The sequence below is a fragment of the Streptomyces sp. AHU1 genome, from assembly GCF_045343905.1.
Lineage (GTDB): Bacteria > Actinomycetota > Actinomycetes > Streptomycetales > Streptomycetaceae > Streptomyces > Streptomyces triticiradicis.
The window spans coordinates 1904931-1917207 of the sequence record NZ_CP174283.1; the positions used below are offsets into that span (position 1 = coordinate 1904931).

Here is a 12277-nt window from a genome sequence, read left to right on the forward strand (position 1 = left end):
TCTGAGGTGCCCGGTGAGGGCGCCTCTGGAAGGGGCGGGGGGCTCATGAAGAGGGGGACACCGTTTCCGGTGTCCCCCTCGGGGCCGCTAGTCGCGCGCCGCGGTCAGATGCTCCGCGTGTTCCTGGAGCGAGCGCACGCCCACGTCTCCGTGGTTGAGCGCGTCGATGCCCTGGACGGCGGCGGCGAGCGCCTGCACCGTCGTCAGGCACGGGACCGAGCGGGCCACGGCCGCCGTGCGGATCTCGTAGCCGTCGAGGCGGCCTCCGGTGCCGTACGGCGTGTTGACGATGAGGTCGACCTCGCCGTCGTGGATGAGCTGGACGATGGTCTTCTCGCCGTTCGGGCCCTCGCCCTCGCTCTGCTTGCGCACGATCGTGGCGTGGATGCCGTTGCGCTTGAGCACCTCGGCCGTGCCGGAGGTGGCCATCAGCTCGAAGCCGTGGGCGACGAGCTCGCGCGCCGGGAAGATCATCGAGCGCTTGTCGCGGTTGGCGACGGAGATGAACGCGCGGCCCTTGGTGGGCAGCGGGCCGTACGCGCCGGCCTGCGACTTGGCGTAGGCGGTGCCGAACACCGAGTCGATGCCCATGACCTCGCCGGTGGAGCGCATCTCCGGGCCGAGGACCGTGTCGACGCCGCGTCCGTGGATGTCGCGGAAGCGCGACCACGGCATGACGGCCTCCTTGACGGAGATCGGCGCGTCGAGCGGCAGGGTGCCGCCGTCGCCGTTCGCCGGGAGCAGGCCCTCGGCGCGCAGCTCGGCGACGGTCGCGCCCAGCGAGATGCGGGCGGCGGCCTTCGCGAGCGGCACCGCGGTCGCCTTCGAGGTGAAGGGGACGGTGCGCGAGGCGCGCGGGTTGGCCTCCAGGACGTACAGGATGTCCCCGGCCATCGCGAACTGGATGTTGATCAGACCACGCACACCGACACCCTTGGCGATGGCCTCGGTGGAGGCGCGCAGCCGCTTGATGTCGAACCCGCCGAGGGTGATCGGGGGCAGGGCGCAGGCCGAGTCGCCGGAGTGGATGCCGGCCTCCTCGATGTGCTCCATGACGCCGCCGAGGTAGAGCTCCTCGCCGTCGTAGAGCGCGTCGACGTCGATCTCGATCGCGTCGTCGAGGAAGCGGTCGACCAGGACCGGCCGGGAGGGGCTGATCTCGGTCGACTCGGCGATGTAGGAGGACAGCCGGGTCTCGTCGTAGACGATCTCCATGCCGCGTCCGCCGAGGACGTACGAGGGACGGACCAGGACCGGGTAGCCGATCTCGTCGGCGATGGCCTTGGCCTCGGCGAAGGTGGTGGCGGTGCCGTGCTTGGGGGCGGGCAGGCCCGCCTCGGCCAGCACGCGCCCGAAGGCGCCGCGGTCCTCGGCGGCGTGGATCGCCTCGGGCGAGGTGCCCACGATCGGCACGCCGTTGTCCTTGAGCGCCTGCGACAGGCCCAGCGGGGTCTGGCCGCCGAGCTGGACGACGACACCGGCGACCGGTCCGGCCTGCTGCTCCGCGTGGACGATCTCCAGCACGTCCTCGAGCGTCAGCGGCTCGAAGTACAGGCGGTCGGAGGTGTCGTAGTCCGTGGAGACGGTCTCGGGGTTGCAGTTGACCATCACGGTCTCGTAGCCCGCGTCGCTGAGCGCGAAGGAGGCGTGGACGCAGGAGTAGTCGAACTCGATGCCCTGGCCGATGCGGTTCGGACCGGAGCCCAGGATGATCACCGCGGGCTTCTCGCGGGACGCGACCTCGGTCTCCTCGTCGTAGGAGGAGTAGAAGTACGGCGTCCTCGCGGCGAACTCGGCGGCGCAGGTGTCGACCGTCTTGTAGACCGGGCGCACGCCCAGGGCGTGCCGCACCTCGCGGACGACGTCCTCGCGCAGCCCGCGGATCTCGGCGATCTGGGTGTCGGAGAAGCCGTGCCGCTTGGCGTCGGCGAGCAGCTCGGGGCCGAGCTTGTCGGCGGCGGCCAGCTCGTCCGCGATCTCCTTGATCAGGAAGAGCTGGTCGACGAACCACGGGTCGATCTTCGTGGACTCGAAGACCTCCTCGGGCGTGGCGCCCGCGCGGATGGCCTGCATGACGGCGTTGATGCGGCCGTCGGTGGGGCGCACGGCCTCGCGCAGCAGCTCGGCCATGTCACCGGGCTCGCCCACGAAGGTGAACTGGCTGCCCTTCTTCTCCAGCGAGCGCAGCGCCTTCTGCAGCGCCTCGGTGAAGTTGCGGCCGATCGCCATGGCCTCGCCGACCGACTTCATGGTGGTCGTGAGGGTGGAGTCGGCGGAGGGGAACTTCTCGAAGGCGAAGCGCGGGGCCTTGACGACGACGTAGTCGAGGGTCGGCTCGAAGGAGGCCGGGGTCTTCTCGGTGATGTCGTTGGGGATCTCGTCGAGCGTGTAGCCGACGGCGAGCTTGGCCGCGATCTTGGCGATGGGGAAGCCGGTCGCCTTGGAGGCGAGGGCCGAGGACCGCGAGACGCGCGGGTTCATCTCGATGACGATGATGCGGCCGTCGTCGGGGTTGACCGCGAACTGGATGTTGCAGCCGCCGGTGTCGACGCCGACCTCGCGGATGATCGCGATGCCGATGTCGCGCAGCCGCTGGTACTCGCGGTCGGTCAGCGTCATGGCCGGGGCGACGGTGATGGAGTCGCCGGTGTGGACGCCCATGGGGTCGAAGTTCTCGATGGAGCAGACGACCACGACGTTGTCGTTCTTGTCGCGCATCAGCTCCAGCTCGTACTCCTTCCAGCCGAGGATGGACTCCTCCAGGAGCACCTCGGTGGTCGGGGAGAGCGTGAGGCCCTGGCCGGCGATGCGGCGCAGCTCTTCCTCGTCGTGTGCGAAGCCGGAGCCGGCGCCGCCCATGGTGAAGGAGGGGCGGACGACGACGGGGTAGCCGCCGAGCGTCTCGACGCCCTTGAGGACGTCGTCCATGCTGTGGCAGATGACGGACCGGGCGGACTCGCCGTGGCCGATCTTCTCGCGCACGGCCTCGACGACGCCCTTGAAGAGGTCGCGGTCCTCGCCCTTGTTGATCGCCTCGACGTTGGCGCCGATGAGCTCGACGCCGTACTTCGCCAGCACGCCCTGCTCGTGCATGGAGATCGCGGTGTTGAGGGCCGTCTGGCCGCCGAGGGTCGGCAGCAGGACGTCGGGGCGCTCCTTGGCGATGATCTTCTCGACGAACTCGGGGGTGATCGGCTCGACGTAGGTGGCGTCGGCGATCTCCGGGTCGGTCATGATCGTCGCCGGGTTGGAGTTGACGAGGATGACCCGCAGGCCCTCGGCGCGCAGGACGCGGCAGGCCTGGGTGCCGGAGTAGTCGAACTCGGCGGCCTGGCCGATGACGATCGGGCCGGAGCCGATGACCAGGACGGACTGGATATCGGTGCGCTTAGGCACGCTGGCCCTCCATCAGGGAAACGAAGCGGTCGAACAGGTAGGCGGCGTCGTGCGGTCCTGCCGCCGCTTCGGGGTGGTACTGGACGCTGAAGGCCGGCTGGTCGAGCAGCCGGAGGCCCTCCACCACGTTGTCGTTGAGGCAGACGTGGGAGACCTCGGCGCGGCCGTAGGGGGTCTGGGAGACCTCGTCGAGCGGGGCGTCGACGGCGAAGCCGTGGTTGTGCGCGGTGACCTCGACCTTGCCGGTCGTACGGTCCTGCACGGGCTGGTTGATGCCGCGGTGGCCGTACTTCAGCTTGTAGGTGCCGAAGCCGAGGGCGCGGCCGAGGATCTGGTTGCCGAAGCAGATGCCGAACAGGGGCGTCCTGCGGGCGAGGACTTCCTGCATGAGGGCGACGGGACCGTCGGCGGTCGCCGGGTCGCCGGGGCCGTTGGAGAAGAAGACGCCGTCCGGGTTCACGGCGTAGACGTCCTCGGCGGTGGCCGTCGCGGGCAGCACGTGCACCTCGATGCCGCGTTCGGCCATCCGGTGCGGGGTCATGCCCTTGATGCCGAGGTCGACGGCGGCGACGGTGAACTTCTTCGTCCCGATCGCGGGGACGACGTAGGTCTCCTTGGTGGCGACCTCGGCGGCGAGGTTCGCGCCCTTCATCTCGGGCGCCTGGCGCACCTCGGCGAGCATCGTGCCCGCGTCGGGCAGCGCGTTGCCGGAGAAGATGCCGACGCGCATGGCGCCGCGCTCGCGCAGGTGGCGGGTGAGGGCGCGGGTGTCGATGCCGCTGATGCCGACGACGCCCTGGCTGCGCAGTTCCTCGTCGAGGGAGCGGCGCGAGCGCCAGTTGGAGGAGACGCGCGCGGGGTCCCGGACGACGTATCCGGAGACCCAGATCCGCTTCGACTCGGGGTCCTCGTCGTTGACGCCGGTGTTGCCGACGTGCGGGGCGGTCATCACGACGACCTGGCGGTGGTAGGAGGGGTCGGTGAGGGTCTCCTGGTAGCCGGTCATGCCGGTGGAGAACACCGCTTCGCCGAAGGTCTCCCCCACGGCCCCGTAGGAACGGCCGTGGAAGACCCGGCCGTCCTCCAGGACGAGTACGGCGGGAAGCGCCTTCTCCTTCTGTGAGGCGTTCCCCTGGGTGGAGGTCGTCATCGTGCGCCTTCCGTTTCCGTCTTGTCGATCATGCTGTTCAGGGTGTCGGCCCATTCGTTGTGCTCGGCCGCGCGGTCCGAGCGGAATCCGGAGTCGAGGAGGCGGTCGCCGTGCGTCCACGTGACGACGAGGAGTCCGCCCTCGGTGAGGACCTTGCCCGCGATGCCCTTGTCGAGCCGGGCCCCGCGCAGCTGCGCGGCCGGGATGAAGAAGTCGTCCGCTCCGGGGCGTACGACGTCCAGACCCGCGTCCGTCAGGGTGAGCTCGGCCCGGCTGCGGGTGCCCAGGCCGTGCGCCACGATGCGGTCGAGCCACTGTCCGGCGGTGGTGGAGCCGTGGTAGCGGCCGCTCATGCTCAGTCTCGCCGGACCGGGGTCTTCCGGCGCGGTGGGAAGGGCGGGCAGGTCGCCCTGGAGGGTTCCGCGCCACTTCCAGCCCTCGCGCATCAGCCAGTAGACGAGCGCGACGAAGAGGGCGAGGCCGACGAGCCAGCCGATCCGGGCGGACCAGTCGGTCACTTCCGCGGACTTCTGGGCGGCGGCGATGGAGAGGAGAGGTGTCACGCGAGCTTCCCGTCGACGAGGGTGGCCTTGCCCCGCAGCCAGGTGTGGGTGACCCGGCCCGGCAGCTCACGGCCCTCGTAGGGGGTGTTACGGCTGCGCGAGGCGAAGCCAGCGGGGTCCACGGTCCCACGGTATGCCGTGTCGACGAGCGTGAGGTTCGCGGGCTCACCTGCCGAGACGGGACGTCCGTGGCCGGTGGCCCGGCCGATCGCGGCGGGCTTGACGGACATGCGGTCGGCGACGCCGGCCCAGTCGAGCAGTCCGGTCTCGACCATCGTCTGCTGGACGACGGACAGCGCGGTCTCCAGGCCGACCATGCCCATCGCCGCGGCCGCCCACTCGCAGTCCTTGTCCTCGTGCGGGTGCGGCGCGTGGTCGGTGGCGACGATGTCGATCGTGCCGTCGGCGAGCGCCTCGCGCAGGGCCATCACGTCGCGCTCGGTGCGCAGCGGCGGGTTGACCTTGTAGACCGGGTTGTACGACCGCACCAGTTCGTCGGTGAGGAGCAGGTGGTGCGGGGTGACCTCGGCGGTGACGTCGATGCCGCGGGACTTGGCCCAGCGGACGATCTCGACGCTGCCGGCGGTCGACAGGTGGCAGATGTGGACGCGCGAGCCGACGTGCTCGGCGAGCAGGACGTCACGGGCGATGATCGACTCCTCGGCCACCGCGGGCCAGCCGCCGAGTCCGAGTTCGGCGGAGACGACGCCCTCGTTCATCTGGGCGCCCTCGGTGAGGCGGGGCTCCTGGGCGTGCTGGGCGACGACGCCGCCGAAGGCCTTCACGTACTCCAGGGCGCGACGCATGATCACGGCGTCGTCGACGCACTTGCCGTCGTCGGAGAAGACCGTGACGCCGGCGGCGGACTCGTGCATGGCGCCGAGCTCGGCGAGCTTCTTGCCCTCCAGGCCGACGGTGACGGCGCCGATCGGCTGCACGTCGCAGTAGCCGTGCTCGCGGCCGAGCCGGTAGACCTGCTCGACGACGCCGGCGGTGTCGGCGACCGGGAAGGTGTTGGCCATGGCGAACACGGCGGTGAAGCCGCCGCTCGCCGCCGCGCGGGTGCCGGTCAGGACGGTCTCGGAGTCCTCGCGGCCGGGCTCGCGCAGGTGGGTGTGCAGGTCGACCAGACCCGGCAGGAGCACCTTGCCGTCGGCCTCGATCACCTCGGCGCCCTCGGCGGACAGGCCGGTGCCGACCGCCTCGATGACCTCGCCGTCGATCAGGACGTCCTGCGGCTCGCCGCCGAGCACCTTCGCACCACGGATAAGGATCTTGCTCATGGTCTTACTTCTCCTCGATGGTGCGGGCGTGGGTGACGGCGGGCTCGTTGCCGCCCAGGAGCAGGTACAGGACGGCCATGCGGATGGAGACACCGTTGGCGACCTGCTCGACGACCGTGCAGCGCTCGGAGTCGGCGACCTCGGCGGTGATCTCCATGCCGCGGACCATCGGACCGGGGTGCATCACGATGGCGTGCTCCGGCATTTTCGCCATGCGGTCGCCGTCGAGCCCGTAGCGACGCGAGTACTCGCGCTCGGTCGGGAAGAACGCCGCGTTCATCCGCTCGCGCTGGACGCGCAGCATCATCACGGCGTCGGACTTGGACAGGGTGCTGTCGAGGTCGTAGGAGATCTCGCAGGGCCAGTTCTCCACGCCGACCGGCACCAGGGTGGGCGGCGCGACGAGGGTGACCTCGGCACCGAGCGTGTGCAGCAGGTCGACGTTCGAGCGGGCGACGCGGCTGTGCAGGACGTCGCCGACGATCGTGATGCGCTTGCCGGACAGGTCCTGGCCGATCCCGGCGTCCCGGCCGACGAGCCGGCGGCGCATGGTGAACGCGTCGAGCAGGGCCTGCGTGGGGTGCTGGTGGGTGCCGTCGCCCGCGTTGATGACGGCGGCGTCGATCCAGCCGGAGGTGGCGAGCCGGTAGGGGGCTCCGGAGGCGCCGTGCCGGATGACGACGGCGTCGACGCCCATGGCCTCCAGGGTCTGGGCGGTGTCCTTGAGGGACTCGCCCTTGGAGACGCTCGACCCCTTGGCGGTGAAGTTGATGACGTCCGCGGACAGGCGCTTCTCGGCGGCCTCGAAGGAGATCCGGGTGCGGGTGGAGTCCTCGAAGAAGAGGTTGACGACCGTGCGGCCGCGCAGGGTCGGCAGTTTCTTGATCGGCCGGTCGGCGACCCGGGCCATCTCCTCGGCGGTGTCGAGGATCAGGACGGCGTCGTCGCGGGTGAGGTCGGCGGCCGAGATGAGATGACGCTGCATCTGTCAGGCTCCGTAAGGAAGTTCAGGGAGGATTCGGGCATGCGGGCGCGCGGGGGCGCACGTCGCGGCGTGGGCCGGAGTGCTACTGGGGCGCGCCCGGGGAGGTCCGCTTGGCACCGAGCAGCACGGTGTCGCGACCGTCCTCCTCGGCGAGCTGGACCTTGACCGTCTCCCGCAACGACGTGGGGAGGTTCTTGCCGACGTAGTCGGCGCGGATGGGCAGTTCGCGGTGGCCCCGGTCGACGAGGACGGCGAGCTGCACGGCGCGCGGGCGCCCGATGTCGTTCAGCGCGTCGAGCGCGGCGCGGATGGTGCGGCCGGAGAAGAGCACGTCGTCGACGAGGACGACGAGACGGCCGTCGATGCCGTCACCGGGGATCTCGGTGCGGGCCAGCGCGCGCGGCGGGTGCATGCGCAGGTCGTCGCGGTACATCGTGATGTCGAGGGAGCCGACCGGGATCTTGCGGTCGGTGATCTCCTCGAGCTTGTCGGCCAGCCTGCGGGCCAGGAAGACACCCCGGGTCGGGATGCCGAGGAGCACCACGTCGTCGGCGCCCTTGGCACGTTCGACGATCTCGTGGGCGATGCGGGTCAGCACCCGCGCGATGTCGGGCGCTTCCAGAACGGCGCGCGCATCGGCTTCGTCGTGCTGCTTGTCGTGCTCGGTGTCCATGGGAAACGGACCTCCTTCTCCGCCTCACGGGACGGATCATTAAAGGACGTCGGATTTGCGCCATCAACGGTACCAGCCCGGCAACGCAGCTGATCACACCGGTTTGAGCCACCCTTGGTGACACCCGTCCGGGAGCGGTCGAAAATCCTTCGGCTTGACGGGGGAGAGTAACGCTGCGTAACCTCACAGTGAGTCACCAGCCGCGCGGCGGAGCCGCACGTTGATACAGCGTCCGGGGAGCTATATGTCCAGCGAATACGCCAAACAGCTCGGGGCCAAGCTCCGCGCCATCCGCACCCAGCAGGGCCTTTCCCTCCATGGTGTGGAGGAGAAGTCGCAGGGCCGCTGGAAGGCGGTCGTGGTCGGTTCGTACGAGCGCGGCGACCGCGCCGTCACCGTACAGCGTCTTGCCGAGCTGGCGGACTTCTACGGGGTCCCGGTCCAGGAGCTGCTTCCGGGCACCACGCCGGGCGGGGCCGCCGAGCCGCCGCCGAAGCTGGTCCTCGACCTCGAGCGGCTCGCGCACGTGCCGGCCGAGAAGGCGGGCCCGCTGCAGCGCTACGCCGCGACGATCCAGTCGCAGCGCGGCGACTACAACGGCAAGGTGCTGTCGATCCGCCAGGACGACCTGCGCACCCTCGCCGTGATCTACGACCAGTCCCCCTCGGTCCTGACCGAGCAGCTGATCAGCTGGGGCGTCCTGGACGCGGACGCGCGTCGCGCGGTCGCCCACGACGAGGGCTGATTCCCTAGGGACAGCTCAGCAGAAACGTGCCGCCGGGGTGGCCGGAACCTGATGGTTCCGGCCACCCCGGCGGCTTTCCGCGGGCCTGGAGAGTCCGCTCCCCGGGTCTGAGGAGGCTCACGGGTACAGGAACGCCGGAGGGCCCACAGCGTGCACGCTGTGGGCCCTCCGGCGTTCCGTACGCCCCCCGGGGCCGTACGGCTACGGCTGCCGAATCAGTCCTCGTCGCGGCGGAGCGAGGGCTTCAGGTCCTTCAGCCGGCCCAGCAGGCCGTTCACGAACGAGGGCGACTCGTCCGTGGAGAACTCCTTCGCCAGCTGCACCGCCTCGTCGAGCACCACGGCGTCCGGGGTCTCGTCGACCCAGATCAGCTCGTAGGCACCGAGGCGCAGGATGTTGCGGTCGACGACCGGCATCCTGTCCAGCGTCCAGCCGACGGAGTACTGCGCGATGAGCTCGTCGATCCGCCGCGCCTTGACGGCGTAGCCCTCGACCAGCTCCATCGTGTATTCGCTGACCGGCGGCTGCCGGGTGTCGGACCGGGAGTGCCGGATCCAGTCCGCGAGGACCGTCAGGACGTCCGCGCCGCGCTGGTCGCCCTCGAAGAGGATCTGGAAGGCGCGCTTGCGGGCCGTGTTGCGGGCAGCCACGGTTAGCTGTTCACCCGGCCGAGGTAGTCGCTGGTGCGGGTGTCGACCTTGATCTTCTCACCGGTGGTGATGAAGAGCGGGACCTGGATCTGGTGACCGGTCTCCAGGGTGGCGGGCTTGGTGCCACCGGTGGAGCGGTCGCCCTGGACGCCCGGCTCGGTCTCCTGGACGACCAGCTCGACGGCGGCCGGCAGCTCGACGAAGAGCACCTCGCCCTCGTGCTGGGCGACCGTCGCGGTGAAGCCCTCGATCAGGAAGTTGGCGGCGTCGCCGACGGCCTTGCGGTCGACCATCAGCTGGTCGTACGTCTCCATGTCCATGAAGACGAAGTACTCGCCGTCCATGTACGAGAACTGCATGTCGCGCTTGTCGATCGTGGCCGTCTCGACCTTGACGCCGGCGTTGAACGTCTTGTCGACGACCTTGCCGGAGAGCACGTTCTTCAGCTTGGTGCGCACGAAGGCCGGGCCCTTGCCGGGCTTGACGTGCTGGAACTCGACGACGGACCAGAGCTGGCCTCCGTCGAGCTTGAGCACCAGGCCGTTCTTGAGGTCGTTCGTGGAAGCCACGGTTGCGGAATCTCCTGGACTGACGTGGACGACCCCGGCGCACGCGCGTAGCTCGGAGGCTAGAGCGCGAGCAGTTCCTTGGTCGTGATGGTGAGTAGCTCGGGTCCGCCGTCCGCCTCAGGGCGTACGACGAGCGTGTCATCGATCCTGACACCGCCCCGGCCCGGGAGGTGGACCCCCGGTTCGACGGTGACCGGCACGCAAGCGTCCAGTTTACCCATGGCCGCGGGGGCAAGCTGCGGGTCCTCGTCGATTTCGAGTCCGACACCGTGCCCCGTCAGGGCCGGAAGGCCTTCGGCATGGCCCCCGGAATCCAGTACCTGGCGGGCCGCGCGGTCCACGTCCCGGTAGGCGGTGCCGGGTGCCAGCGCCTCCCGTCCGGCGCGCTGGGCGGCGAAGACGAGGTCGTACAGCTCGATCTGCCAGTCGGCGGGCGAGGTGCCGATCACGAACGTGCGGCCGATCTCGCACCGGTAGCCGCGGTAGGTCGCGCCGAGACAGACGGAGAGGAAGTCGCCCTCCTCGACACGCCGGTCGGTGGGCCGGTGACCGCGCCGTCCCGAGTTGGGGCCGGTGCCGACCGAGGTCGCGAAGGCCGGTCCGTCCGCGCCGTGGTCGACCAGGCGGCGCTCCAGTTCCAGGGCGAGATGGCGTTCCGTGCGGCCGACGAGAATGGATTCGAGGAGTTCGCCGAGCGCCTGGTCGGCGATCTCGGCGCCGATCCGCAGCGCGGAGATCTCCTCCTCGTCCTTGATCACGCGCAGTTGTTCCACCGCGCCGCCCAGGTCGGCCAGGCGCAGCCGTGGCGCGACCGAGCCGAGGGCGCGGTGCCGGGTCACGGTCAGGTGGTGTTCCTCGACCGCGAGGGACTCGGCACCCTGATCGGCCGCCGTACCGGCGGCGGCGACGGCCGGATCACCGCCGGCGCGCGACAGCACCCGGACCTCCAGCGCCTCGTCGGGGCGCCCTTCCGCGGCTTCGCCGGACGGAGGGCCGTCGCACAGCAGCAGGTCCTCCTCGCTGCCGAGCAGGAGCACCGCGCCGAGCGGCGCCGCTCCGGCGAGATACCTCACGTTGGCGGGACGGGTGACGAGCGCAGCAGCGCTGCCGCCCGCCGTACAGCGCTCCCGGAGCCGCTCTCTGCGGGTCGCGTACACCTCTGGCATGAACCGAGCCTATGAGCGGTGGCCGGATATCGCCGTTCCAGAGGGCCGGACGGGTAGCCCGAGGGTCTCAACGGTGCCGGGGACCGGGTGGTCTCACCACTGTGGCGGGCTGGCGATCGCGCGGGTCAGGACCTCGTCCAGGACATGGGCCGTGGCCGCCACGTCGAGCTGGGAGTTGTCGATGATCGGGAGCCCGGAGCCGTACCAGCCGGCCATCCGGCCGTGGATCCGCGCCACCTCCTCGTCGCTGAGCCTGCGGTTGCCCGAGCGCTCCGCGTTGCGCTCCAGGACCACTTCCAGGCCCGGCAGGAGCACGACCGGCAGCAGCCCGGGGCCCACGTGCCGCTTCCAGCCACCGAGGCCGACGACCGGCCGGTCCGGGAAGACGGCGTCGTCGAGGATGCACGAGATGCCGTTGGCCAGGAAGTTGCGGGCCGCGAAGCCGCAGGTGCGGCGGGCGAGACGATACTGCGCCTCGGAATGGTCGTTCCATCCCGACTGCGGGTCGGCGAAGCCCGAGCGCACCCATTCGCGTACGTCGTCGAGGCTGATGTGGGCCGTGGGCACCCGGCGGTGGTCCGCCCAGTACCTGGCGACGCTGGTCTTCCCCGCGCCCGCGGGGCCGATGAGCAGGACCGCGAGCGTGGTCGCCGCCGGGTCGGGCGCGCCCGTGGCGGGCGTCGGGCTCGGCATGGCCACCGAGACGCCCGGGGGCAGCTGCACATGGCCGGTGGCGTCCGGCACGGGCAGGTGCGGCGGCGGCTGCACCGACGGGTGCTGCGGAGGCTGCGGGGGCATCTGGTGCGGCGGCAGGTGGTGCTGCGGCGCCTGGGCGGGAGGGGCGCCGGGCGGCACCGGCGCTCCGGCGAAGCCGGGAGCGGGCGCGGGACCCTGCTGCCCCGGGTACTGTCCGGCCGGCGACCAGCCGACGGCCGGCCCTCTCCCCGGCTGGTGGGGCGGCAGCGGAGCCCCCACTGCGTGCTGCATCCGGTGCCACTCCGTCTCGTACAGGCGATGAGCGCTGGCGGACGGGACGCGGGCCCCGTCGCTACTGAACGGTACCTTCCCCGGCCGCCGTTGTGTGAACGGCCGGGGAC

Annotated in this window: 11 protein-coding genes; 1 reads left to right on the forward strand and 10 read right to left on the reverse strand. The window is 70.7% G+C overall.

Annotated features, from left to right (window positions below; all coding sequences use genetic code 11):
- Window positions 1–87: 87 nt before the first annotated feature.
- From carB to pyrR, 6 genes are all read right to left on the reverse strand, one after another.
- Window positions 88–3396, reverse strand: coding sequence for a carbamoyl-phosphate synthase large subunit (gene carB, locus ACICHK_RS08705; protein ID WP_406836459.1), 3309 nt, complete (start codon window positions 3394–3396; stop codon window positions 88–90).
- A complete protein-coding gene (carA, locus tag ACICHK_RS08710) occupies window positions 3389–4546 on the reverse strand; it encodes a glutamine-hydrolyzing carbamoyl-phosphate synthase small subunit (protein ID WP_406836460.1) in 1158 nt (385 codons plus the stop codon). The genes carB and carA overlap by 8 nt, the downstream gene beginning before the upstream one ends.
- Entirely contained in the window at window positions 4543–5109 is a 567-nt protein-coding gene (locus ACICHK_RS08715; RefSeq protein ID WP_406836461.1) for a hypothetical protein, read from the reverse strand. The genes carA and ACICHK_RS08715 overlap by 4 nt, the downstream gene beginning before the upstream one ends.
- Window positions 5106–6392: a dihydroorotase gene (locus ACICHK_RS08720; protein WP_406836462.1), complete on the reverse strand. Its 1287-nt coding sequence runs from the start codon at window positions 6390–6392 to the stop codon at window positions 5106–5108. Before ACICHK_RS08720 ends, ACICHK_RS08715 begins: the two co-directional genes overlap by 4 nt.
- 4 nt (window positions 6393–6396) lie before the next feature.
- Window positions 6397–7377 (reverse strand): aspartate carbamoyltransferase catalytic subunit, encoded by a 981-nt coding sequence (locus ACICHK_RS08725; protein ID WP_406836463.1) that lies wholly within the window; start codon window positions 7375–7377, stop codon window positions 6397–6399.
- 82 nt (window positions 7378–7459) lie between these two features.
- Window positions 7460–8050: a bifunctional pyr operon transcriptional regulator/uracil phosphoribosyltransferase PyrR gene (pyrR, locus tag ACICHK_RS08730; RefSeq protein ID WP_103549726.1), complete on the reverse strand. Its 591-nt coding sequence runs from the start codon at window positions 8048–8050 to the stop codon at window positions 7460–7462.
- Between the two features lie 244 nt (window positions 8051–8294).
- Between pyrR and bldD the strand changes: the two genes are divergently transcribed.
- Window positions 8295–8795, forward strand: a complete 501-nt coding sequence (gene bldD, locus ACICHK_RS08735; RefSeq protein ID WP_037621142.1) for a transcriptional regulator BldD — start codon at window positions 8295–8297, stop codon at window positions 8793–8795.
- Window positions 8796–9010: 215 nt separating this feature from the next.
- Here bldD and nusB read toward each other — a convergent pair whose 3' ends face one another.
- The 4 genes from nusB to ACICHK_RS08755 all read right to left on the reverse strand — a co-directional run bounded on the left by nusB (window position 9011) and on the right by ACICHK_RS08755 (window position 12167).
- The gene (gene nusB / locus ACICHK_RS08740) at window positions 9011–9445 is read right to left on the reverse strand and encodes a transcription antitermination factor NusB (RefSeq protein WP_406836464.1); all 435 of its coding nucleotides are present in this window, start codon (window positions 9443–9445) and stop codon (window positions 9011–9013) included.
- Window positions 9446–9447: 2 nt separating this feature from the next.
- Window positions 9448–10014 carry an elongation factor P gene (gene efp / locus ACICHK_RS08745; protein ID WP_151468475.1) on the reverse strand — a complete coding sequence of 189 codons (567 nt, stop codon included), beginning with the start codon at window positions 10012–10014 and terminating at the stop codon, window positions 9448–9450.
- 59 nt (window positions 10015–10073) lie between these two features.
- Window positions 10074–11180, reverse strand: coding sequence for an aminopeptidase P family protein (locus ACICHK_RS08750; RefSeq protein ID WP_406836465.1), 1107 nt, complete (start codon window positions 11178–11180; stop codon window positions 10074–10076).
- Window positions 11181–11273: 93 nt separating this feature from the next.
- A complete protein-coding gene (locus ACICHK_RS08755; protein WP_406836466.1) occupies window positions 11274–12167 on the reverse strand; it encodes a Pro-rich N-terminal domain-containing protein in 894 nt (297 codons plus the stop codon).
- Window positions 12168–12277: the final 110 nt, after the last annotated feature.